Origin of the sequence: Novosphingobium naphthalenivorans NBRC 102051, from assembly GCF_001590985.1 — a bacterium.
Lineage (GTDB): Bacteria > Pseudomonadota > Alphaproteobacteria > Sphingomonadales > Sphingomonadaceae > Novosphingobium > Novosphingobium naphthalenivorans.
The window spans coordinates 1-24,982 of record NZ_BCTX01000016.1; the positions used below are offsets into that span (position 1 = coordinate 1).

Sequence of the window (24,982 nt, forward strand, 5' to 3'; positions counted from 1 at the left end):
GACGCCGACGCCCACCCCGACGCCGGTCCCTCTGGCTATCAATGCTGTGGGTGCGACGATTTCGGTCAACGGTAGCGGCGACATTGTTGCCCCCGTCACGCCCTTCTCGATTACGGGCACGTCAACCGACGATGCGACCGGCAGTGAATCGACCGTCGCTCTCAATTTTACGAGCGCGAACGGGACAGTCTCCGCGTCGTATTACACCGGAGATTCCGCCAACGTGGCGCTTGCGGGCGGGACGGCCGAAGCCGCCGAGGCAACCGTCTCGGCAAGCTCTGACAGTGCGATTACAGCCGGAACCGGCGTTGTGAGGACTTTCGATTTCGGCCAAGCGCTTCAATACACGTCCTATGGTCTGTGGGAGATCGCGTCCGATCCGGATGCCCTGTCGACTTATGCGGGTGTATTCGCAGGTGCTCCGCAAACGGCGCTGACCAGTGATATGCCGACCACCGGCAGTGCGACCTATTCCGGCAATGCCGTCGGCTATGTCGTCGACCCTTCGAGCGCGAGCGCTTATGGAACAGCCGGCCGCTTCTATGGCGATGCTACGCTGACCGCCAATTTCGCCGGCAATTCGCTTTCCGGTTCGATCACCAACAACACCGTCTACAGTGTTGGCGATGCGCAGGAGACCCTGGCGATCGGCGGCATGAATGACATTGCCCTGAGCGCCACGATTTCCGGCAATACCTATTCCGGAACGGCGACCGCAGGCAGCGGCACGGGCAATGTATTCGATATTGCCGGGGCCACTGGCACGCTCAATGGTGCCTTCTACGGAACCGCCGCAGCGGAAACGGGCGGCACCTTCTCGCTGGAGGGGGGAACCAACGGCGTTACCGTGATCGGCTCGTTCGGCGCGGCGCAATAGCGAAGCCTCGGGTATCAGCCTGCTGCGGGCATCGAGCTTCATGTTCGCAGCAGGCCATGCCTTCTGTTTCCGGCCTCGTGATCGCGAAGTACCGCGTATGCAGGAAGTCCTAGAGCAGGATCATGCCGTGGGCCCGTATCCCGCCAGCCCAGACGAACGGCCATAATTGATGCAATTGCTCCTGCCGGTCGCATTCATGGCCGTAGTATCCGCAGACCCTGTGCCGTCTGGAGCGGGCGTGCCGGAGCCGCCGGCTGCACCGCAGCAAACAGCCGGCCCGGCCGAAACTCTCGAGCGGGCCAAGTGGCTGATTTTCAGGAACAGGCAGGACGAAGCGCGAACGGCTCTTGAGCGGTTGGCGCAAACCGGCGGGGAAATGACGCGCGAACAGGCCAATGAGGTGCAGTTCCTGATCGGCCTGATCGATATCACCGGCAAGGATTACCCCGCTGCCATTTCCCGTTTCCGGCGGGTACTGGCGTCGGATCCCGATGCCGTGCGCGTGCGGCTGGAACTGGGGCGGGCCTTTTTCCTCAACAACGATTACAACAATGCCCGGCGGCAGTTTCTGTTCGCCCGCGCCGGTGACGTGCCGCCCACCGTCCGCAAGAATATCGATCGCTATCTTGTCGCGATCCGTTCCTTGCGCACGATGAAGTATTCCTTCTCGATATCGCTTGCGAGCGACACCAACCTGAACGCGGGGCCTTCGGCGGATACGATCACGATCTACGGCCTGCCGTTCGAGCTCTCGAAATCGGCCAGGGCGAACAGCGGAGTGGGGCTGGCGATCGATGCTGGGGCGGAATATGCCCCGCGCATCAGCGAGCGGCTGAAATGGCGCATGGGGACGCAAATTCACCGGGCGCAATATCGCTATACCGAGTTCGACGACATGACCATGAGCGTCTATACCGGGCCTCATCTCACGCTTCGCAAGTGGGATTTCAACCTCCTCGCCACGGCGGCGCGGCGCTGGTACGGCAATCGCGTCTATACCAACATCTTCGGCGGCCGTGTTTCCTCGACTTACTTCGTCACGTCGCGGTTCGGTATCGGTGCGGCGCTTGCCGTCAATCGCCTGAACTACCCGCGCTATACCCCGCAAAGCGGGACCGGCGGCAATGTGTCGCTCAACATGTTCTACACGCCCAGCACATCGAGCATCCTGAGCGCGCGCGCCACGCTCGGGCAGCAGGGCGCGAAGGACAAGGCGTTCGCCAATCACCTTCAGCAGTTCAATGTCAGTGTGACCAAGGAACTGGGGAGCGGCTTCACCGTGACGGCTTCTCCCTCCTACAGCAGGATTGCCTACGACGCGCGCCTCGCCGCGTTTGACCGGCGCCGGATAGATCATCAGTTTGTCGGGAGCCTCACGCTGCTCAATCGCAAGATCGACATCTTGGGCATCACACCGCGCATCGTTTACGCCTACACCAATAATGCCAGTTCGGTTCCGCTCTACCGCTATACCAAGCACCGGATCGAAATCGGTCTCACCACGCAGTTCTGATCCCATGACATCCACGCCAGAGAATACCGATTTCGTCTGCTACGTCGCGCCGGGCTGGGCGCCCCGCATCCGCGCGGCCTCCAGCAAGCGGGACTGGATGGACGCGGCCCCGGAATCCTTTCCCTACCGCTGCCTGCCGCTTGCCATCGCCAATAGTCACGGCTGGGAAATCCTGAGCCCCTGCGGTTTCGAAGTGACCTGGAACGGCGGGATGGCGCCGGAGGATGTGACGGTCCGCGCCGATGAAGGGGCAGAGCCGCACGAGCTTCCCGTGGCGCTTTTCGGGCTGGGAACGTTCACGGTCCATGTGCAGGGACTGTTCCGCACGCCGCCGAGGTGGAACCTCTATGTCTCGGGCCCGCCGAACAGCGCGAAGGACGGGGTGGCGCCGCTGACCGGCATCGTCGAGACGGACTGGTCGCCTTACACTTTCACGATGAACTGGCGGCTGACCCGGCCCGGCCATACCGTGCGGTTCGAAGAGAACGAGCCGATCGCCCATATCTTCCCGGTCGAGCGCGGCGCGATCGAGACAATGCAGCCGCGCGTGGCGCCGCTTTCGGACAATCCTGAACTGGAAGCAGGGTTCACGAACTGGTCGCGGTCACGCGATGCCTTTCAGGCGCATGTCGCAGCGAACCCTCCCGAAAAGCCCGCCGACAAGTGGCAAAAGCTCTATTATCGCGGCTTGACGCCGGAAGGGCGCTGTCCGGTTGCGGATCATCAGGGCAAGCTGCATGTGCCGGAATTCGCCAATACCCCGGAGATTCCACCAGCAAACGGCGCGATCCCGCAGGCAAGCGGCCCTGTTTCGCGTCCTCCGCAAGGCGATCAGGAAGCGCTCCGGCAGGCGCAATGGAAAATCGCAAAATACGAATGGCTGCTTGAAACCCTTGAACAGCAACGGGCGCTGAGCGCGACGGGCAACAGCATTTTCCGCTGCCAGGATGTGCCGCCGGAAGAGTTCCTGGAACATTTCTATGCACCGGGCTGGCCGGTGGTCCTGACCGGCCTGATCGACGGCTGGCCGGCGCGGCACAGATGGACGCCGCAATACCTGCGCGAGCGTGTCGGCGCGGCCATGGTCGAATGCCAGGCGGGACGCAGCGGCAATGCGCGCTTCGAACTCGATAAGGAGGCCCATGCCGCGCGACTTCCCTTTAATACCTTCATCGACGCCATTTCCGCTGCCGAGGGCAACGACCTTTACCTGACCGCCTTCAATTCGCGGGCCAATGGCGAGGCGCTGGCTCCGCTGGAGGCGGATATCGGGCGCATCGACAGCCTTCTCGATCACCCGGACGGTTCCAGTGGCGGCATGATCTGGATAGGGCCGAGCGGGACTTTCACGCCCCTGCATCACGATCTGACCAACAATCTGCTGGTGCAGGTGGCGGGCCGCAAGCAGGTGATCCTCCTGCCGCCGTCGGACACGCCCAAGCTGCACAACGATGTCCATGTCTTCAGCGCGATTTCCGACGTCTCCGATCCCGCGCTGGATCGGGGCCGCTATCCGCAGATCGACGCCTTGCGGAAATACGAGATCGTGCTCGAACCCGGCGAGGCGCTGTTTCTGCCGCTGGGCTGGTGGCACCAGGTGCGCGCGCTGGATTTCAGCGTATCGATGACATTCACCAATTTTCGCTGGCCGAACGAGGGCTATCGCGGGCATCCCGTTGCGCCATGAACGATCGCGGGAAATCCTGGGGGCTGTCTCCAAGGCTTACGTCACCAAGGCTCACCGGCGCGCTGCTGGGGCTCGTCGCGCTGGCCCTGTTCTGCTGGCATATCACGAGGCCCGATCATCCGTACTTTGACGAGACGCACTATGTGCCGGCGGCAAGAGCGCTGCTGGAGCGAGGCGCTCTGCTCAACCCGGAACATCCGCTTTTCGCCAAGACCCTGATTGCCGCGGGCATTGCGCTGTTCGGCGACAATCCCCTGGGCTGGCGCCTTCCGGGGGCATTGTGCGGCGCCTTGGGGATCGTCGCGATCTACTGGATTGCCATCCATGTCTTTGCCGACCGGCGCGCCGCGCTGGCAACGGCCTTGCTGGCGCTGTTCGACCAGACCTATTTCATCCAGGCGCGCATCGCGATGCTCGAAATGCCGATGATGGCCTTTCTGCTGATCGGCGCCGGGTGCCTGGTCCATGCGGGAAAAGACGGCACTCGCTGGCAGCAGTGGCTGGGAGCAGGGGCCTTCTGCATGGGGCTGGCTATGGGGGCGAAATGGCTGGCGGCCCCTTACGCTGCGTTGTACCTGCTGCTCGCCTGCCGGACTGCGTGGAAGAAGTCTGCGGGCGAAGGCGATGGCGGGGGCAAGGGCGGGGGCAGCGGCCGGGCCGCATCCTGCCTTCGTGAGGGGCTGGTGCTGTCGCTGATCATGGCGGCGGTCTATCTGGCCACGTTCCTGCCGGCGTTCCTGTCCCGGCAGGCGCCCATGACGCTGGCCGGGCTGATCCCTTTCCAGTTCGAAATGCTGGCCTTGCAGCGCGGTAGCCTCGCGCCGCATCCCTACCAGAGCAGCTGGTGGCAATGGCCCTTGATGCTGAGGCCCATCTGGTATCTCTTCGAAAAGAGCGATGACGCTTATCAGGCGGTGTTGCTGGTCGGAAATCCTGTTCTTTACTGGTCCGGCCTTCTCGCGGGTCTGGCGATCCTGTCCGGCTGGATGAAATCGCGCAGTGCCGCGGCCATTGCCGTTACGGCCCTTTATGCGGGGTCTGTGCTCATCTGGGCCGTGATCCCGAAGCAGATCGGGTTCTTCTATTACTACAACTTTTCCGCGATCATCCTGTGCTTCGTCGCGGTTGGATTTCTCATGGCGCTGGGCGATCTCGGCAAGCGCTTGCTGCCTTGGTACGTCGCGGCCAACGCCTTGGCATTCATCTACTTCCTGCCCATCATTTCCGCATCGCCGCTCCCAACGGACGATACCTGGACCCAATGGGTCTGGATGAAGTCCTGGTTCTGATGCTGGCGCGGGCCGGACGAACAGCACCTCGATAGCCTGAGGCCCGGAAAGACACATGAGCTCGCCGGTCGTAAGCGAAACGCCCGGTTCGCTCGTCCTCGCGGCCCAGATCACCAGAACGCTGCAATCATGTCTCCGCACCCGGCGCCAGAGGGCATCGGGTTTTGCCCCTGCGCCATGACTGGCCGCTGTTGGCAGAGAAAGTAAATCACTTGTTTTATTAAAGCGCATGAGTTACTAAATCGCCATCGAGTGGCAAAGTTGGAGAGTCGCGATGGCGATGCATGCACTTGGAATCATCCTGCCTGTCATGTTCCTGACCATGTTCGCGATCGAGGCTTTCGGCGGGCATCACACGCTGTCGAAAAAGACGTTCAAGGAACTGGGCTTCGCGGCCGTGACTATCCTGACCAGCGGCACGATCGCCGCACCGTTGATCGGCGTGCTCATCGGCTTTGCGTTCAATGCGATCTCTCCCGCGACCAGGGGCGCGCTTTCCGGCTACGGCTTCTGGACGATTTTCCCGCTGTGGTTCTTTGCCGATGAATTCGCGCACTACTGGGTGCATCGCCTTGCGCACGAATGGCCCTGGCTGTGGAAGTTCCACCGCACGCACCACAGCGCCGAGGAGATGAATGTCACCGTGGTTTACCGGATCAACGTGTTCTGGAACTTCATGCTTCCCCAGACCTGGTTCGCCGCCGCTGCCATTCACCTCGGCATCCCGATGGTCTTCGTCGCCTCGACACTGATTACCTTCGGCATCAACGTGTTCACGCACACCAGTTATCGCTGGGATCTGGCGTTGAGGCGCCTGCCGGGGATGGAGCCGGTGATGAACGTGCTTGAAAAGATCATAACCCTTCCCGATACCCATCACGCGCACCATGGCCTTGGGCGAGAGGCCTTCATGAAGGGCAATTACGCTGTGACCTTCTTCTTTTTCGACGTGCTGCTGGGGACTGCGCGTTTTCCGCACCGGCGCCAGTCGCGCTTCGGCCTGCCTCAGCGTTTTGACTGGCGTGAGGAGCTGTTCTGGCCGGTGTACAAACGCCGCCGGGCCAAGGATCCGGTGGCAGCCCCGATCGCCGAATGACCGGAGCGGCGACGACATCGCGCGCGCGCCAACAGCGCGACGGCCGGGCGGAACGGGGGGAGGAGACGCGCGCGCGGATGCTCGACGTGGCCGAGGCGCTGATGGCCGAGCACGGCATCAACGGCGTCTCGCTGCGCCGCATCAGTGCGGCGGCCGGCCTCGCGAATACGGCCGGATTCCAGTACTATTTTTCCGGCAAGGACGCGCTGGTCGAAGCGATCCAGCAACGCCGCCGCACCCGTTTTGAAGGGCGGCGCAAGCAGCTTCTCGCCGCAGCCCCCGCCGAGGGGCGCGAAGCCGTTGCCCGCGCCATGCTCGAAGTGATGTTCGCCCCGATCGCCGAGGCCATGGATGAGCAGGGCCGCCACGTCTATGCGGCGTTCCTGCTGCAGCTCACGGGCCTTGCCGCGCAGCACTCGGGCTTTTCAGCCCTGACGCAGGAACCGGGGGGCTCCATAGCGCAGGCAATGGAGCGCCTCTCCGCGCTGGTTCCCGGCATCCCGCAGGATTTGCTGACCAGCCGCGTGCTGCGCCTGAACCAGACATTCCTCTTCGCCTTGCTCGAACGCGACAATGCAAAAGAAGCGGGACAGGCGCAGGCCACCGACGAAGCCTTCTTCGCCGAACTCTATGCCTTCATGGCTGGCGGATTGCTGGCGGCGACAGAGTAGCGTCCCGGCGCCCGTCGAGGCTGGCGCTCGGGCGCCGGGACTGCATCCGTCAGAGCTTCTGCTCCGCTTGCGGCCCAGCCTGATCGGCCCCGGCATCGGCGCTTTTCCAGCCGCCGCCCAGAACCTTGTAGAGCGTGATGAGGTTGGTCTGCCGTGCCAGTTCGGTCTGGATCAGCGCCTGTCGCGCGGCATAGGCGCTGCGCTGGGCATCGAGCACTTCGTAATAGCCGGAGACCTTTTCCCTGTACCGCTTCTCAGTCAGGTTCTGGGAGGCCAGCAGCGCCTCGCTTCGCCTTTGCTGCGCGGTGAGGCGGGCATCCATCACCCGGCGCTGCGCCAGCGCGTCCGACACTTCGCGAAAGGCGGTCTGGATCGCCTGCTCGTATTGCGCGACGGCAATGTCGCGGCTGGCCTTGGATACGTCCAAATTCGCCTTCAGCCGCCCGCCGGTGAAGATTGGCAGGTTGATCTGCGGGGTGAAGCTCCATGCCGAGTTGCCGCCGTCGAACAATTTGTCGAGCGCGGTGCTGGCGCGCCCGATGCTGCCCGTGAGGCTGATGCTGGGAAAGAAGGCGGCCCGTGCTGCCCCGATATCGGCATTCGCGGCCATGAGATCATGCTCGGCGGCCAGAATGTCGGGCCGGTTCTGCAACAATGCCGACGGCAGGCCGGCAGGAATGTCTCTCACGCCGAGCATGGACGTCAGCCTTTGCCCACTGGGCAGCATGTCGTCCGTCAGCGGCGTGCCGGCCAGCAGTTCCAGGGCATTGCGGTCGAGATCGACCTGGCTGTCAGCGGTGAGGGCCGAGGAGCGGGCGTCTTCCAGTTCGCCTTCGGCCTGCCGCAATTCCAGCATGGAGATCGTGCCTGCGCCAAAACGCTTTTGCTGGATGGTGTAGGAGCGCTGCCGGGATTGCAGTGTCTCCTGCGCCAGTTGCTGCAAGTCCTTGTCCGCCGCCAGCGTGATATAGGCCGTGGCGACTTCGGCAATCAGGCTGATATGCGTGGCGCGCCGCGTCTCCACGGTGGAGAGGTAGCTTTGCAGCGCCTCGTCCTTCAGGCTGCGGACGCGGCCGAACAGATCCAGTTCATAGGAACTGACGCCCACGCCAAGGCTGTAGCTGCTGTCCAGCGTGGTCATATTGGCAGGCTGATCCTGCTCGGTGCCGCTCAGCGTGGCGGAGACCTCGGGTATCAAGGCCGCCCGCTGGATACGATATTGCGCGCGCGCCTTTTCGATGTTGAGCGCCGCGACCCGCAGATCCCGGTTGTTTTCCAAGGCAAGGCCGATGAGCCGCTGCAGGCCCGGATCGGTGAACATATTCTGCCAGGCTATATCGGCCGCAACCGGGCCTTCCTCCGGCGAGGAGGCGGCCGATCGGGGATATTGCGCCGAGACCGGAGCGACCGGCCGGTCATAATGAGGTGCCATCGAGCAGCCTCCCAGTAGCATGGCCATGCCGCCCGCCATTGCGGTTCCCATGAGGCGGAAGCGTCCGGGGGAATTGAAACGGTATTGGGGTTCGGAATTGCGCACGGGGTCCACCAGACTGAAAATGGGAAACGTTCTGATCAACAGGGCGCGCAGCCCGGCAGAATGGGGGGCACTGCCGGGCTGCGCAGGTGCCGGAGGGCCAGGGGGCAGGGGCTCTCCGGAATGGCCGCCATGACGACTGGCGGCCGGCCCGCCGCAGCCAGCGGTTGACCAGTCGCCGCTCAGGTGCGGGCTGGCCGTTTTGCTTGTTGCCGCTGGTGCGGTGGGGGCCATAGGGGGGGATACGGTGCCGCCGGGGCGGCGGAGATGGTGCAGGAGATCAGTCATGCTCGCCTCCATCATGTTCGCTTTCGTCACGCCCGTTTCCGTCGTGGCTGCTGCCGTCCGGAAGCGCGGGCTTCTGCTTGGACTTGCGGTCGAACAGGCTCATCACCACCACGAAAAAGAGCGGGACGAAGAAGATGGCGAGCATGGTTGCGGTCACCATGCCTCCGATCACGCCGGTGCCGATCGCATGTTTGCTGCCCGAACTCGCGCCGCTGGCAATGGCGAGCGGGATAACGCCTGCCGTAAAGGCCAGAGAGGTCATGATGATCGGACGCAGGCGCAATTTGGCGGCTTGAATGGCGGCTTCCGTCAGCGATTTGCCTTGCCGTTCGACCAGTTCCTTGGCGAATTCGACGATCAGAATCGCATTCTTGGCCGAAAGCCCGATGGTGGTGAGCAAGCCCACCTGGAAGAACACGTCATTGCCAAGGCCGCGCATGAGGGTGGCGATGACCGTACCCAGAACGCCCAGCGGCACCACCAGCATCACCGAGAAGGGGATCGACCAGCTTTCGTACAGGGCGGCAAGGCACAGGAAGACGATCAGCAGGGACAGGGCATAGAGAGCCGGCGCCTGGGAACCCGATAGCCGCTCTTCATAGGAAAGGCCCGTCCAGGACACGCGGATGCCCGAAGGAAGTTTCGAGGCAATTTCCTCGACCGCGGCCATGGCTTCGCCGGAACTCTTGCCGGGAGCAGACTCGCCGAGCAATTCCACGGCCGGCATACCGTTATAGCGTTCGAGCTTGGGAGATCCGTAAACCCATTTTCCGGTTGCGAAGGACGCAAAGGACACCATCTGCCCGTCGCTGTTGCGGACATACCATTTGTTGAAATCCTGCTCGGAAATGCGGGATTCCGGAATGCCCTGGATATAGACTTTCTTGACCCGGCCCTTGTCGATGAAATCATTGACATAGGCAGAGCCCCATGCCGCCGACATGGTGTTGTTGACGTCGCTGAGGCTGAGGCCGAGCGTCCGCACTTTCTCGTCATCGATCACAACCTGATATTGCGGCTCGTCGTTCATGCCGTTGGGACGCACCATCTTGAGGTTGGGATTTTGTGCCGCTAGCGCCAGGAACTGATTGCGGGCCTGCATCAGCCGTTCATGGCTGCCGCCGGAGCGGTCTTCCAGGAACAGGTCGAAGCCGGTCGCATTGCCGAGTTCCTGAACCGCCGGTGGTGCGAAGGCGATGACTGTGCCTTCCTTGATCGTGCTGAAATAGGCCATGGCGCGATTGGCCAGCTCGAAGACGCTGGAGTGCCTTTCGTCCCACGGCTTGAGCTGGACAAAGGCCATGCCCGAGCCCTGGCCGCGGCCGGCGAAGTTGAACCCGGAAACGGTCATGACGGAATCGACCGTATCGGCTTCTTGCTTGACCAGATGCCGGGCCACTTTCGACAGGACGGCCTGGGTCTGTTCGGTCGTGCTGTTGGGGGGCATCTGCGCCTGCACCATCATCGTGCCCTGATCTTCATCGGGAAGGAACGACGTGGGCATCATCGGGAACAGGATCGCCAGCAGGATGAGGATCACGCCAAAGGCGATCATGCCGCGCTTGCGGGCTCCCAAAAGCCGGGTGACGCCTCGTTCATAGCGCTGGGTCGAGCGGTCGAACCAGCGGTTGAACCAGCCGAAAAAGCCCTTCTGCGTCTTGTGATCCTGATGGATCGGCTTGAGGATCGTGGCGCACAGGGCCGGGGTGAAGACGATCGCAACCAGCACGGATAGCGTCATGGCGGCCACGATGGTGATCGAGAACTGCCGGTAGATAACGCCGGTCGAACCGCCGAAGAAGGCCATCGGCACGAACACGGCGGAGAGCACGAGGCCGATACCGATCAGCGCGCCGGTAATCTGCCCCATGGATTTTCGGGTGGCTTCCAGAGGAGAGAGGCCTTCCTCGCTCATCAGGCGCTCGACGTTTTCGACCACCACGATGGCGTCGTCCACCAGCAAGCCGATGGCCAGCACCAGTCCGAACATGGTCAGGATATTGATGGTAAATCCGAAAGCGGCCATGACGCCGAATGTGCCCAGCAGCACGACCGGCACTGCCAATGTCGGAATAAGGGTGGCGCGCCAGTTCTGGAGGAACAGGAACATCACCACGAAGACCAGCACGATGGCTTCGAGCAGCGTATGAACCACGCCTTCGATCGACTGGCTGATGACCGGGGCGGTATCGTAGGGATAGATGACCTTCACGCCTTTGGGGAAGGTCGGCTCCAGTTCCTTGAGCGTGGCGCGCACGGATTCGATGGTTTCCAGCGCATTGGCACCCGTCGCCAGACGCAGCGCGATACCTGCCGAGGGCTGGGTGCCGTTGTAATTGGCCTGGATGGAGAAATTCTCCGTGCCCAGTTCAACTTTGGCAACATCGCGCAGCCGGACCTGCGAGCCGTCGCTGTTCACCTTGAGAAGAATATTCTCGAACTGTTCAGGCGTCTGGAACCGGGTTTTCCCGATGACTGTCGCGTTGAGCTGGACTCCTTTGACGGTTGGCAAACCGCCGAGCTGCCCGGAGGAGACCTGAACATTCTGGGCCTGGATAGCATTGCTGACATCGAGCGGCGTCAGGCTGTAGCTGGTGAGCTTGGTAGGATCGAGCCAGATGCGCATCGCATTCTGGGCGCCCATGACCATGAAGTCGCCAACGCCTTTGGTTCGGGCAAGCGAATCCTGCAATTTGGAGACGATGAAATCGCCCAGATCATAGCCGCTCATCTTGCCGTCGGTGGACACCAGCCCCACCACCAGCATGAAGTTGATCTGGAATTTGGCGACGCGGATGCCTTGCGATTGCACTTCATCGGGCACAAGCGGGGTCGCCAGTGAAAGCTTGTTCTGGACCTGCACCTGCGCGATGTCGGGGTCCGTTCCCTGCTCGAAAGTGGCCGTGATCGAGAAACTGCCGTCGGCGTTGCTCTCCGATTTGAGGTAGCGCAGGCCGTCGAGCCCGTTCAGCTGCTGCTCGATGACCTGAACGACGGTGTCCTGCACGGTTTGCGCGGAGGCCCCCGGGTACGTGCCGCTGATCTGGATCGCGGGCGGGGCGATGTTGGGATATTGATTGATCGGCAGCGAGCGAATGGCCAGAAATCCGGCCAGCATGATGACGATGGCGATGACCCAGGCGAAGATGGGCCGATCGATGAAAAAGCGAGACATCTGTACCAGCCCCTTTTAGATCTTGGCCGCTACGGCTTTGACCCGGGCGCCGGGCTGCACGTTCTGAACGCCGTCCACGATCACGCGGTCGCCAGCCTTGAGGCCGCTGCTGATGAGCCAGCGGGATCCGATGCTGCGCTCGACCGTCACGTCGCGGAGCTGCGCCTTGCCATCGGTATCGACCACCAAGGCGGTTGCCTGACCGCTCGTGTCTCGCGTCACGCCGCGCTGGGGGACGAGAATGGCGCCGTTGCGAACGCCCTGCTGCAGCTGGGCATGGACGAACATGCCGGGCAGCAGAATGCCTTCGGGATTGGGGAATTCGGCGCGTAGCGTGACCGAGCCGGTGCCGGCATCGACGCTGACTTCGGAGAATTTCAGTTTGCCGGGGTGGGGATAGTCCTTGCCGTTTTCCAGCCTGAGGCGGACTTCGGCCTGATTGTCTCCGGTTCGTTTCAGGCGGCCGCTCGCCAGCGCTTCGCGCAAGTCGAGAATGGCCGTGGAGGGCTGGACGATGTCCACGTAGATCGGATCAAGCTGCTGGATCGTGGCCAGCGCATCGGCCTGGTTGGCCGTTACCAATGCGCCCTGGGTGAAGGCGGAACGGCCGATGCGGCCGGAAATCGGCGCTGTTATCCGAGTGAAATCCAGATCGATCCGGGCAGATTGCACGGCTGCTTTCGCCTGCAGATATTGCGATCTTGCATCGTCGCTATCCTGCTGGCTGATCGCCTGGTCCTTGATCAGGCGGTCGTAACGCTCCGACAGCAGGCGCGCGGAGGTCAGGCTTGCCTGCGCTTTCGCCAGAGTGGCCTGAAAGGGGGCGGGGTTGATCTGATACAGCGGCTGTCCCGCTTTCACATTGCTGCCTTCCTCGAACAGGCGCCGGAGCAGGATTCCGCCGACCTGCGGTCTGACTTCCGCGACCAGATAAGGCGTTGTCCGGCCCGGCAATTCCGTGGTGAGCGAGACATTTTCGGGCTTGAGGGTGACGATGCCGACTTCCGCGACGGGCTGGGCAGGGGCAGCGTCTTTCTGCTGGCAGGCGGACAAGGCCAGACTTGCGCCTATGATCAGGGCAAGGCCGGAAACAGAATGTGTCTTTCTTGCTGTCATGCGGAAAATCTGCCTCGCATAAATTAGGTCGAACGATCGACCTAAAATGTTGGTCAAAAAAAGGGAGGCTCCTTTCCCATGGTGACATGGGGGAGGCTCTCCCGACTCGGGCGAGTTCCTAGATTGAATGTTCGACCTAATCAACTATAGATATGTATCATGATGTCCCGGGCCGGCCGGACGGGCGGAAATATGATGAGTTGAACGGGCAAGCCGTATAAGGCGCAGGCAAGCAGGAGATGATGAGATGGCAAGAGGCGGGGCCAAGGCGGAAGAAACGGCTACGGCGGAACGGCGTAAGGCGCAGGTGCTTGAGGCGGCGGCAAAATGCTTCCGGCAAAAGGGATTCCACGGCAGCAGCATGGCGCAGATTTCCGAAGCGGCCGGGATGAGCTCTGGGCACATCTATCACTATTTCAAGAACAAGGACGAAATCATCGGCGCCATCGTCGATCGGGAAAAGGACGAAGTGGAATTCCTGCTCGATGGCATGAAGAATGCGGCAAACCCCGAGGACGCCATGCGCGTTTTTATCGATACGGTCGAACAGGGCGTCGCCATGCATCAGGATACGACGCATGCATCCTTGAAAATGGAAATTCTTGCCGAAGCCGGACGCAACCCGGATATCGCCAGCCGGGTGCAGCGTAACAACGCCGAGCTCAAAAACAGCCATCTCAAACTGTTCAGTGACAGCGATGCTTCCACGGCTTCGCGGCTGGAACTGGCAGCGGCCCTGATGGAAGGCGTTTCGATCCGGACCTTGCGCAATCCCAATCTCGACAAGGAATTGGATGTCGAGAGACTGAAAGACATCATCCGCTATATATTTTCAGCCCCCTGAGGACTGCGGAGATCCAGTCTCAGGTGGGGATCGCCCGCAAGGGGGCGCTTTAGTCAGATTTCCGCGCGCCAGCGAAACAGCCAGTTTCGGCTTCTCGAACGGTGTCGCTCAATGCTGGCGATAGGTACTTCAAGGCGCTGGCTGAAACCGGGCGGGTTGCTAAAAGAGGCGTTATGCGCACGCTCTATCCCCCAATCGAACCCTTTGCTTCCGGCCATCTCGACGTTGGCGACGGACATCATGTCTATTGGGAACGCGCTGGTACGCCCGGGGCCAAGCCGGCCGTCTTCCTGCATGGAGGCCCGGGCGGAGGCATTTCGCCAGACCATCGCCGCCTGTTCGACCCGGCGCGTTATGACGTGCTGCTGTTTGACCAGCGCGGCTGCGGCCGTTCGACCCCGCACGCAGATCTCAACGCCAATACCACATGGCATCTGGTCGCTGATATCGAGCGGCTGCGGGCGATGATGGGCGTGGAGCAATGGCTGGTGTTTGGCGGCAGTTGGGGATCGACACTCGCGCTCGCCTATGCCCAGAGCCATGCGGAGCGGGTGACCGAACTGGTGCTGCGCGGTATCTTCACCATTCGGAAGAGCGAGGTCGACTGGTATTACCAGCATGGCGCAAGCCGTATCTATCCCGACAAGTGGGAACGGTTCGTCGCGCCAATCCCGGAGGCCGGGCGCGGCAACATGGTCGCTGCCTATCGCGCCATTCTGACAAGTGATGACCGCGCCGCCCGGATCGCCGCGGCCCGGGCCTGGAGCGTGTGGGAGGGCGAAACGATCCGTCTGCTGCCAGACCCGGCCTTGTCCGCGACCCATGACGAGGATGATTTCGCGCTCGCTTTTGCGCGGATCGAAAATCATTATTTCGTCCATGGAGGCTGGATGGAGGATGGGCAGCTGATCCGCGAGGCGGGGAAGCTGAAGGACATTCCCGGCGTCATCGTGCAGGGTCGCTATGACATGGCCTGCCCGGCCGAGACCGCCTGGGCGCTCCACCGGGCCTGGCCGCAAGCTCGCTTCGAGATGATCGAGGGGGCCGGCCATGCCTACAATGAGCCGGGCATATTGGACGCGCTGATCCGTGCGACCGATGGGTTTGCGGGATAGCGAGGCTTTGTCGGTTATCGGGCAAATATGTTGATCTGGAGGTCCGCTCTCTCAACGAAGGACTGGTTTCGGGAAGCTCATTTTGCCCTGCAAAGGCCAGCTATGCTGGCGTATGCCTTCGATCGGCATCAATAGTTGCATTGGCGGCTTTCCGCCGCGTTGTCGTTATCCAGGGTGCCCGTCGCTGCTGCGAACCTATTGGACAGTACACGAGCACCATATTGCAACATTGATGGTTTTGTCCTTGCCGCAGTTCGACCGGAAGGAAACGGCATGACTTGTAGCAAGTGCATGTTGAAAACTTCCGCATCTTGAAAGTCAAATCTGTCGCCGGGAATACCTTCGGGGATGCCGTAATGCTTCCGCAAGGGACCGGAATTGGTCGGTTCATTCTGGCTTGGCTGCCGTTCGGATGGTGCTTGGCGAACCCGATCATCGGTTCGGCCATGCGGAGCCCGTTTTTTGCGATGAGTCCGTTCCATTTTTTCTGCGTTGCAACAAGGTCGTAATAATCCAAGGTGATGGCTGCCTTTGAGCGGGCAGTGCGACACCAATAGGGCCCGCGGCTTCGAACAACTCAATTAATGGTTTGCCAATCTAAGGGGATCGGCATGAGCGACACCGTATTCATTAACGAGATTCACTACGATAACGCGAGCACCGACACCGGAGAGGCGATCGAGATCGCGGGCGTTGCGGGCACGGACCTCACCGGTTGGAGCCTGGTGCTCTATAACGGCGGTAATGGTGCGGCTTATTCAACTGTCGATCTGAGCGGCTACACGCTCAGCGATGACGGCAGCGGCTTTGGCTTCGCCGCGATCACTTATGCCACGAACGGCATTCAGAATGGCGCGCCCGACGGCATGGCGCTCGTCGATGGCGCAGGCAATGTCGTTCAGTTCCTGTCATACGAAGGCACCATGACGGCCGTCGGCGGTCCGGCTGATGGGATGACCAGCACCGATATCGGCGTTTCGGAAAACGGCACCGGCGCCGTTGGCGATTCGCTCCAGCTGACCGGCACGGGCACGCAGTATTCGGATTTCATCTGGTCCAGCGATGCGCCCAATACCTTTGGCAGCGCGAACAGCGGCCAGACCTTTGGCAGTGGTTCGGGGACACAGCCGGGTACGCTCTCGATCGCCGATGCCTCGGTGGCCGAGGGCGATAGCGGCTCGACGGACATGATCTTCACCGTCACCCGCACCGGGGGCAGCGATGGCGCCGTTTCGGCCGACTGGTCGCTTGCTCCGGGGACTGCGGACAGTGCGGATCTCGCTGCGGGCGCGGTGCTTTCGGGCACGGTGAGCTTTGCCGACGGCGAAACGTCGAAGGAAATCCACGTGGCCATCGCCGGGGATACCGATTTCGAAGCGGACGAGACATTCACCATCGGCCTGTCCAACGTGCAGGGCGGCGCTGCGTTGGGGCAGGCGAGCGCGACCGGTACGATCATCAACGATGATGCCGTGCCTGCCACCGGTCCGGCGAACTTGTGGATCAACGAAATCCACTATGACAACACCGGCACTGATACCGGTGAGGCGATCGAGATCGCGGGCGTCGCGGGGACCGACCTCACCGGTTATGCGCTGGTTCTCTACAATGGCAGCAATACGCCGGACGCGGCGCCGACTTATGGCAGCCCGATCGCGCTCTCGGGCGTGATCGACGACGAGGGGCAGGGCTACGGCGCGGTTGCCTTCGATTTTCCGTCCAATGGCCTGCAGAATGGCGTGGCTGACGGTTTCGCGCTCGTCGCGCCCGATGGCACGGTCGTGCAGCTGCTGTCCTACGAGGGGACTTTTACCGCAGCGGAGGGCACTCCGGCCGCGGGGATGACCAGCACTGATATCGGCGTTCTCGAAAGCAGCGGTCCTGTGGGGCAGTCGCTCCAGTTGACGGGCGCGGGGGCCGTGGCCGGTGATTTCGCCTGGCAGGAAGACAGCGCCAGCAGCTTCGGTTCGCTCAACGCCGGGCAGACGATCATCGGCGATTTTGATACCGGCCTCGTCTCCGTGGCGGACGTTTCCGTGGCGGAAGGCGATAGCGGTACGACTGCGCTTACCTTCACTGTCCATCGTGCCGGTGGTCTCGGTCAGAGCGCGGGAGTTGACTATACGATCGCTCTCGATGGCACGGCGGATGCCGCCGACCTGGTGCCGGGTGCGGTGCTGGCGGGCCATGTTGATTTCGCCGAAGGCGTATCCGCCGTGACCGTCACTGTGCCGGTGCAGGGTGATACGGTCGGCGAGGACAACGAGACACTTTCCATCGCCTTGTCGAACCCGACCGGCAATATCTCCATTGCCGATGCCGAGGCTGTGGGCACGATCGTCAATGACGATCCCATTGCGCTCACGATCATGCAGATTCAGGGCGCCACGCACTATTCGGACTATGTGGGCCAGTCGGTCTTGACTGCGGGTATCGTTACCGCAGTCGATGCCAATGGTTTCTACATGCAGGATGCGGCCGGGGATGGCGATGCCGCGACTTCGGACGGCATCTTCGTCTTCACCGGCAGCGCCCCGGCGGTTGCGGTGGGCGACGGTGTTTCGGTGAGCGGCACGGTCAGCGAATATGCCGGCGACGCTGCGGGACTTCCCGTCACCGAAATCGCAGCGCCCACGGTCACGGTCGAAAGCACCGGCAATGCCTTGCCCGATGCCGTGGTTATCGGCGTCGACGGTATCCTGCCGCCGACTTCGGTTATCGACGATGACGGTCTTTCGACCTTCGATCCGGCGCACGACGGCATCGACTTCTGGGAATCGCTGGAAGGCATGCGCGTGACCATCGAGGGCGCACAGGCGGTGGGCAATACCAACACCTATGGCGAAACCTGGGTTGTCGCGTCGGACGGCGAAGGCGCTACCGGCATGAACGAACGCGGCGGTATCACTCTCTCCGAAGGCGACAACAACCCGGAGCGCGTGATCATCACGGCGGACAGCGATGTCTATGCGGGGTACAATCCCGATCATACCATCGGCGATCAGCTCGGCGACGTGACCGGTGTGCTGACGTATGGCTACGACACTTACCGGGTTGTCGTGACAGAGGATGTCGCGGTCCAGAACGACACCACGCTGGCCCGCGAAACGACCAGCCTTGCGGGTGATGCCAATTACCTCTCGATGGCGACTTACAACGTCGAGAACCTCGACGTTTCGGACAACAAGTTCGACATTCTCGCCAGCGACATCGTCTATAACCTCAACGCGCCCGACATCATTGCCCTCCAGGAAATTCAGGATGCCGACGGGGCAGGCACGGGCAGCGACTTGTCCGGCACGGTCACGGCGCAGGGTCTGATCGATGCGATCTATGTCGAAACGGGCATGACTTATGCCTATGTCGAGATCGCGCCCGAGACGGCCAACAGCACCGGCGGCGAGCCCAACGGCAATATCCGCAGCGGCTACCTCTACAATGTCGATCGCGTCGACTACCTCGACGGCAGCGCCGCGCTGATCCCGGGCGATGCCTATACCAACAGCCGCAGCCCGCTGGTCGCACAGTGGGAATTCGCGGGCTCGACGGTGACGACCATCGACGTGCATTTCTATTCGCGCGGCGGCAGCGACGAGGCTTGGGGCGATACCCAACCCGCCGCCGATGCCGGGGACGACCGCCGCACCGCGCAGGCGGCCGGCGTCAAGGACTACGTCACCACCTTGCTGGCGGACGATCCCTCGCTCAACATCGCGATCCTGGGCGACTGGAACGGCTTCTACTGGGAGGATGCCCAGACCCAGCTCACCGATCCGGAGCAGGGCGGCGTGTTCACCAACCTCAACACCCTGATCAGCGAAGACGAGCGCTACTCCTACTACTACGAAGGCAATTCGCAGCAAATCGATCACATCCTGGTAACGGGCGGTCTGCTGCAGAACGCGCAGTACGATTCGGTTCACATCAATGCCGAGTTCGACAATATCGACCGGCCGACCGACCACGATCCGCAAGTCGCACTGCTGATGCTCGGCCAGGCGCCCAGCGACCTCGTGCTTTCGAACGCGGAAGTGGCCGAAAACATGGCGGCGGGCACTGTCGTCGGCACGCTCTCGGCGACCGATACTGCGAACGACACGCTGACTTACGCGCTGATCGACGATGCTGGCGGGGTGTTTGCGATCGATGCCGCCACGGGCGTGATCACCACGACGACGGCGCTCGATTACGAGGCGCTGGCCGCCTATATGATCACGGCTACGGCGACTGACAGCGGTGGGCTGAGCACGAGCAGCGATTTCGCCATCGCTGTCACCAACGTCAACGAGGCGCCGATTGCCGAAGCCGATGCCGTGGCCATCGACGAGGATGCGACGAGTGGCAACCTGTGGACGCAGCTTCTCGGCAACGACCACGATCCGGATGCAGGCGACACGCTTGCAATCAGCGCCGTGGATACCGCGGGGACGCTCGGCACCGTTACCTTCGACGCGACGTCCCAAACGCTGACTTATGCCGCCGACAACGATGCCTTCGACTATCTCGCCACCGGCGAGACCGCGACCGACAGCTTTACCTATACGATAACCGATGCAGAAGGGCTGACCAGCACGGCGGTGGTCACACTGACGGTCACGGCGATTGCTGACGGTGTCGTCCAGCACGGCACCTGGCGCAGTGACACCCTCTACGGCACGTCCGGCGAGGACAAGCTGTACGGCGGTTTCGGCAACGACAAGCTCTATGGCCTTGACGGGCACGACGAACTGCATGGCGGTTTCGGCGCCGATCTTCTCGATGGCGGAACCGGCAACGACGCGCTCTATTCGGGCATGGGCAATGACACCATGACCGGCGGAGAAGGCCATGACACCTTCCACTTCGGCTGGCTGGGCGGGCGCGATACCGTGACCGACTTCAATGTCGACGAGGATACGATCGTGCTTGAGGACGGCGTGTGGATTGCCAATTCCAAGGTCCGCGATGTGGATCATGACGGCGTTCAGGATCTGATCCTGACGCTGGGCGGCGGCACCTCGGTGACCTTGCTCGGCGTGAACGACATCGATCAGGTCTCGATCGCGGGCGATGGCGAGCATCGTGGCTTTGCCTTCGCGGGGCTGCTGCAGGATCTGGAGCATGGCAAGCTGGTCGATCTTGCCCACGGCTTCTGATCCGGCGCCTGCAACCGGCCGGATACAGACGGGTCCGTGCGGCATGGCGCCGCGCGGGCCCGTCGCGCTTGATATGAAACCGCTCGCTCAGGATCTGCCCCTGTGACTTTTCTCGAACCCGCCGGTGAAGCCTTGCGCAGCGCGCTTGCGTCCTGCCGCCGGCATCTGGGCGCGGTTGCCGCGTTCAGTGCACTGGTGAACCTGCTCTACATCGTGCCCACGCTCTACATGCTGCAGGTCTATGACCGCGTGGTGCCGACCGGCGGGTTGCAGACGCTGACCTTCCTCACGCTGGTACTGCTGCTGGCGCTGGGCACGCTGGCCTTGCTCGACCGGTTGCGCAGCCGTCTGCTGGTGCGGGCCGGACTCCAGCTCGATATCGATCTCGCCCCGCGTATTCTCGACGCTTCGTTCGCCCGGCCGCAGATGGCCGAGGCGCGGGCGGCTCTGCGTGATTTCGATACCTTGCGCGGCGCGCTGTCCGGCCCGGCGTTCATTGCGCTGTGCGATGCGCCCTGGCTGCCGGTCTATATCCTAGCCTGTACGGCGATGAGTCCCTGGATCGGGCTTGTCGCGCTGCTGGGCTGTGTCGTGCTGCCTCTGATCGCCTGGGCCAACGAGCGCGCGACCGGTGCCCGGCTGGCGCAGGCACGCACGATCGCCGGTCTCACCAATCTTCACCAGGACGCCGCGCTTGCAGGCGGAGAGGCCGTGCGCGCGCTGGGCATGCGCCGTGCGCTGGTCGCTCGTGCGATGCGTCAGCGCCGGGCCATGCTGACCAGCCAGACCGAGGCAGGCTTCGCCGCCGGCAACTATGTGACGCTCACCAAGTTCGTGCGGCTGGCCCTGCAGTCGCTGGCGCTTGGCCTTGGCGCGTTGCTGGCCGTTGAAAAGCAGATTTCGCCCGCAGCGATTTTCGCCTCCTCGTTCCTGATTGCCCGGGCGCTATCGCCCATCGAACAGCTGATTGCCCATTGGAAGACCGTCCACGCCGCGCGCGAGGCCTGGCGCGATCTCGACGTGCTGCTGGCTTCTGCGCCGAAGATGCATGCGCCCACGGCTTTGCCCACGCCCAAGGGCGCCGTGGCATTGGAGAGCCTCGTCGTGCTCGATCCCTCGCGCGCAGGCCCTGTATTGCACGGCCTTTCGCTGGCCATCGCAGCAGGCGAAACCGTGGCGGTGATCGGCCCGAGCGGAGCGGGCAAGTCCACTCTGGTGCGGGCACTGTCCGGCGCCGTGCGTCCCGACCGCGGCACGATCCGTATCGACGGCGCCGATATGGCCGATTGGGATGCGGAGCGCCTTGCCGTGCATATCGGTTATGTGCCGCAGGCCCCGACGCTGTTTGCCGGAACTGTTGCTGAAAACATCGCTCGCTTTTCCGGTGAGACCGGCATGGCAAAAGAGGCGCTCGACGCCGCCGTGGTCGAGGCGGCGCGGAAAGTTGGCGCCCACGACATGATCCTGGGGCTGCCGGGCGGCTACGACCACCGGCTGGGGCATGACGGCAGCGGGCTTTCGGCCGGACAGGCGCAACGCGTGGCGCTGGCCCGCGCGGTTTTTGGCAGTCCCGCACTGCTCATCCTGGATGAGCCGAACGCGCATCTCGATGCCGAAGGCGATGCGCAGCTGATAGAGGCGCTTGGCATGCTCAAGCAGGCGGGCACGACGATTGTCGTCGTGTCGCACAAGATGGGTATCCTGCCCGTGGTGGACCGTATCCTCGTGCTGCGGGAGGGGCGCGTCGTGCTGTTTGGCCCGCGTGAAGAGGTCATGGCCAAACTTGCCCCGCCTTCCGCGCGCCCGCGTGTGGTGGCAGGGCAGGATACCGCAGGCGGTCTCAATGCCGGGAGCGGCGCATGAGTGCCGCGCTTCCCGTGACCGCGGACGTCGTCGCGGCGGCGCACGATCCCGCGCGCGCTGCAGCTATTGCCGATCCGCGCGGAGATATCCGCATCGGTGCGGGCATCGCCTTCGTCTTCTTTGTCCTGTTTCTGGGATGGGCGGCTTTCTTCCGGCTTGACGCGGCAGCGACGGCACCGGGCGTGCTGGTCGTTTCCGGCGAGCGCCAGACGGTGCAGCACCGTGATGGCGGCGTGGTTGGCGCTATCCATGTGCGCGAGGGGCAGATGGTGAAGAAAGGGCAGCTTCTGATCGAGCTGTCTGCACCCGAAGTCGCCGCTCAGGCCCGTGCCTTGCGCGCCCAGGCGACCCAGCTCCTGGCCGAGCGCGCACGGCTTGAAGCCGAGCAGGACGACGCGGCGAAAATCGCTGCCCCGCCGGAATTTGCGGCGCTCACTGGCGCGGAAAAGCAAGAGGCAGAGGCCGTTATGGTCCGTCAGGTCACCGAACTGCGCGAACGCCGCGCCGTGCTTTCCGCCCAGCGCAGCGCGCTTCTCGAACGCATTGGCCAGTCCGGGCAGCAGGGCCGGGGCTATAGCGACCAGGCAGCGGCGGCGCGCGAACAGATCCGGCTGATCGACGAACAAGTCACGGCAATGAAACCGCTCGCCGAAAAGGGCTTCGTCTCCAAGAGCCGGATGCGCGAACTCGAACGCGCCCGCGCCGCGTTGGAAGGACAGCAGGGCCAGTACAGCGCCAGTGTGGCCAGCTCGCACGGTGCGGCCAGCGAGACGCGGCTGCAGATCCTTGAAGCCGAGCGCAGCTTCCACGAGCGCGCCGCTGCGGATATGCGTGATGTCGAGACACGCCTTGGCGACGTGCTGCCCAAGCTGGCTGCTGCGCGCGAGCAATTGGCGCGTACCCAGATCCGCGCCCCTGCGACGGGTGCCGTGGTCGGTCTCAGCGTGTTCACGCCGGGCGGCGTGATTGGTGCGGGGCAGCGGTTGATGGACGTGGTTCCCGAACGCCAGCCCTTGCGGATCGAAGTGCGCATCGCTCCGGAGGATGCGGACGATCTGCAGGTGGGTAACAAGGCGCTGGTGAAATTTCCCGGCCTGCACGACCGCTCGCTGCCGGATCTGGAAGGCAGGCTCACGCGCTTTTCCGCCGACAGCCTGACTGACGAGAAGACTGGTACGCGCTACTTCACGGGCGAAGTGACAGTGCCGGGCGATCAGCTCGCGATCATCCGCGCAGCGCGCGGACCGGACTTTGCCCTGCGCGCAGGGCTGCCGGCCGAAGCGCTGTTCCCGCTGCGGAAGCGCACTGCGCTTGACTATGCGCTCGAACCTCTTGTCGGCAGCTTCTGGGGTTCGTTCCACGAGCATTGAGGCATCTCGCTAGCCAAAAACGAAAGGCCGGTCGTCCAACATTTTGGCTGGAACCTGCCGGTCCGGACACGCAGGCATTACCGACATCGAGCGCTCTGCGGAAAACCTTATTCCAGCGGGATGCTGATATCGAACCATGTTTCAAAAAGATCGCGAATTTCATCAATTTTTCTGCCGATCTTATTTGGAACGTTTACTATCAAGTGCACTTTTTCACGAAGTTCCTCTCTGGGTTCGTCTAGTTACCCAGACAAAGCATGAACCGGGAGGAGGGCAGCGCCCAGAGTGACCGGAGATTCCTGAAGATTGGAAATGCGCAAAGGGGGGCGTCGGGACCCGATCGTAGTGACCAGCTTGGAACTGGTGAGCCGCTGCCCTAGGCCACAGAGGATCGGAGGCGGTAACGTTCCGGCAATCACGATGACGCCCGGATCAAACCAGGCAAAAGCCGTGTTGCACACGATCTTGAGCTGTTGGGCAGCCCGGTCCATCCAGGTCTCAATGATGTCCAGCTGATCCGGGGCGTCCGGATCGATTTCTGCAAGCGAGGTGAGGGCGCAGCCTGCCTTCTGCAGGTTCGACAGCAGATCAAGCGGGCTGGGGCGCGGTTTGGCGACAGGGAACAGGCAGCCAATTTCACCCGCTGCGCCATATTGTCCGCGCAGCAGCTGGCCATCCACGATCACCCCGGCGCCAAGGCCATAACCAAGCAGGACCACCGTCATGGTCGAGCAGCGGGCTTCGTGCCCGCCGCGATACAACTCCGCGATAGCGGCCGCATTTGCGTCATTTTCAAGCCAGATCGGCCAGCCCAGTTCGGCGGAGAAGATGTCGCGCAGCGGCGCTCCCCGCCAACCCGGCATGACATCGACGACGCTCCAGCGGTCGCCGGCCTGGTCGTAGGCCGGGCCGGGAATAGCCACTCCCATTCCCAGCATGCGACGGCCCAGCAGATCGTGGCGTTCGACGAGATCATGGGTGATGCGTCGGACTTTCCGCGCAAATGCCACGGGATCGAGAGCTTCCGTCGCTTCCCTGTGGGTGGCAATCGAGTTGCCGACGAAATCGGTCAGCGCAATGTCGAGCATGCCCTTGTGGGCGGTAGCCCCCACTGCATAGCCGCCGCGGGATGACAGCGCGAGCGGTATCGCCGGCCGCCCGCGGCGCTGTTCGCCTGCATCGGGCAATTCCTGAACCACCTCCAGAGACAGCAATTCGCGGGAAAGGCGGGTCATTGCCGTCGGGCTGAGTTCCAGTCTGTCGGCCAAGGCCACGCGCGACAAGGACCCTGCCAAACGCAATTCGCGCAGGACTGCACGCTGTTCCTTGTCGAAGCTGAGGACGTTCATGTGGTCGCTCCCGGGCCGTGGCCGTCATCAGGCGGTCACCGGTGCGCCTTCAAATATTCA

16 protein-coding genes are annotated in these 24,982 nt (G+C 62.7%); 11 read left to right on the forward strand and 5 right to left on the reverse strand.

The window, feature by feature from the left end:
- From NN5_RS07205 to NN5_RS07230, 6 genes are all read left to right on the forward strand, one after another.
- Positions 1-877: transferrin-binding protein-like solute binding protein (locus tag NN5_RS07205; protein ID WP_067733418.1), on the forward strand; the 877-nt coding region annotated here is incomplete at its 5' end.
- Between the two features lie 196 nt (positions 878-1,073).
- Positions 1,074-2,390: a surface lipoprotein assembly modifier gene (locus NN5_RS07210; RefSeq protein WP_169800963.1), complete on the forward strand. Its 1,317-nt coding sequence runs from the start codon at positions 1,074-1,076 to the stop codon at positions 2,388-2,390.
- A gap of 4 nt (positions 2,391-2,394) precedes the next feature.
- Complete coding sequence (locus NN5_RS26270) at positions 2,395-4,077, forward strand: DUF6065 family protein (RefSeq protein ID WP_067733421.1); 1,683 nt, start codon at positions 2,395-2,397, stop codon at positions 4,075-4,077.
- The gene (locus tag NN5_RS07220) at positions 4,074-5,366 is read left to right on the forward strand and encodes a phospholipid carrier-dependent glycosyltransferase (protein ID WP_067733422.1); all 1,293 of its coding nucleotides are present in this window, start codon (positions 4,074-4,076) and stop codon (positions 5,364-5,366) included. The genes NN5_RS26270 and NN5_RS07220 overlap by 4 nt, the downstream gene beginning before the upstream one ends.
- Before the next feature lie 274 nt (positions 5,367-5,640).
- A complete protein-coding gene (locus tag NN5_RS07225) occupies positions 5,641-6,462 on the forward strand; it encodes a sterol desaturase family protein (protein WP_067733424.1) in 822 nt (273 codons plus the stop codon).
- Positions 6,459-7,133, forward strand: coding sequence for a TetR/AcrR family transcriptional regulator (locus NN5_RS07230; protein ID WP_067733426.1), 675 nt, complete (start codon positions 6,459-6,461; stop codon positions 7,131-7,133). The genes NN5_RS07225 and NN5_RS07230 overlap by 4 nt, the downstream gene beginning before the upstream one ends.
- A gap of 49 nt (positions 7,134-7,182) precedes the next feature.
- Here NN5_RS07230 and NN5_RS07235 read toward each other — a convergent pair whose 3' ends face one another.
- The 3 genes from NN5_RS07235 to NN5_RS07245 all read right to left on the reverse strand — a co-directional run bounded on the left by NN5_RS07235 (position 7,183) and on the right by NN5_RS07245 (position 13,246).
- On the reverse strand, positions 7,183-8,616 hold the full coding sequence (locus NN5_RS07235; protein ID WP_067733497.1) for an efflux transporter outer membrane subunit: 1,434 nt from the start codon (positions 8,614-8,616) through the stop codon (positions 7,183-7,185).
- A 331-nt stretch (positions 8,617-8,947) separates the two neighbouring features.
- Positions 8,948-12,130, reverse strand: coding sequence for an efflux RND transporter permease subunit (locus tag NN5_RS07240; protein WP_067733428.1), 3,183 nt, complete (start codon positions 12,128-12,130; stop codon positions 8,948-8,950).
- A gap of 15 nt (positions 12,131-12,145) precedes the next feature.
- Positions 12,146-13,246, reverse strand: a complete 1,101-nt coding sequence (locus NN5_RS07245) for an efflux RND transporter periplasmic adaptor subunit (RefSeq protein WP_067733430.1) — start codon at positions 13,244-13,246, stop codon at positions 12,146-12,148.
- A gap of 247 nt (positions 13,247-13,493) precedes the next feature.
- On the opposite strand from NN5_RS07245, the gene NN5_RS07250 reads away from it, so the two are divergent.
- Together NN5_RS07250 and pip are read left to right on the forward strand one after the other, a co-directional pair.
- A complete protein-coding gene (locus NN5_RS07250; RefSeq protein WP_067733432.1) occupies positions 13,494-14,090 on the forward strand; it encodes a TetR/AcrR family transcriptional regulator in 597 nt (198 codons plus the stop codon).
- Positions 14,091-14,263: 173 nt separating this feature from the next.
- Positions 14,264-15,205, forward strand: a complete 942-nt coding sequence (pip, locus tag NN5_RS07255) for a prolyl aminopeptidase (protein WP_067733434.1) — start codon at positions 14,264-14,266, stop codon at positions 15,203-15,205.
- A gap of 128 nt (positions 15,206-15,333) precedes the next feature.
- On the opposite strand, the gene NN5_RS25695 is transcribed toward pip, so the two are convergent.
- Positions 15,334-15,687 (reverse strand): hypothetical protein, encoded by a 354-nt coding sequence (locus NN5_RS25695; protein ID WP_157081049.1) that lies wholly within the window; start codon positions 15,685-15,687, stop codon positions 15,334-15,336.
- A gap of 129 nt (positions 15,688-15,816) precedes the next feature.
- Here NN5_RS25695 and NN5_RS07265 point away from each other — a divergent pair, with 129 nt between their 5' ends.
- From NN5_RS07265 to NN5_RS07275, 3 genes are all read left to right on the forward strand, one after another.
- Positions 15,817-20,340 (forward strand): DUF8508 domain-containing protein, encoded by a 4,524-nt coding sequence (locus NN5_RS07265; protein WP_067733438.1) that lies wholly within the window; start codon positions 15,817-15,819, stop codon positions 20,338-20,340.
- A gap of 102 nt (positions 20,341-20,442) precedes the next feature.
- On the forward strand, positions 20,443-22,203 hold the full coding sequence (locus tag NN5_RS07270) for a type I secretion system permease/ATPase (RefSeq protein WP_245656308.1): 1,761 nt from the start codon (positions 20,443-20,445) through the stop codon (positions 22,201-22,203).
- Positions 22,200-23,573, forward strand: a complete 1,374-nt coding sequence (locus NN5_RS07275; protein ID WP_067733440.1) for an HlyD family type I secretion periplasmic adaptor subunit — start codon at positions 22,200-22,202, stop codon at positions 23,571-23,573. The genes NN5_RS07270 and NN5_RS07275 overlap by 4 nt, the downstream gene beginning before the upstream one ends.
- Before the next feature lie 242 nt (positions 23,574-23,815).
- On the opposite strand, the gene NN5_RS07280 is transcribed toward NN5_RS07275, so the two are convergent.
- Entirely contained in the window at positions 23,816-24,922 is a 1,107-nt protein-coding gene (locus NN5_RS07280) for an ROK family transcriptional regulator (RefSeq protein WP_067733442.1), read from the reverse strand.
- Between the last annotated feature and the right edge of the window lie 60 nt (positions 24,923-24,982).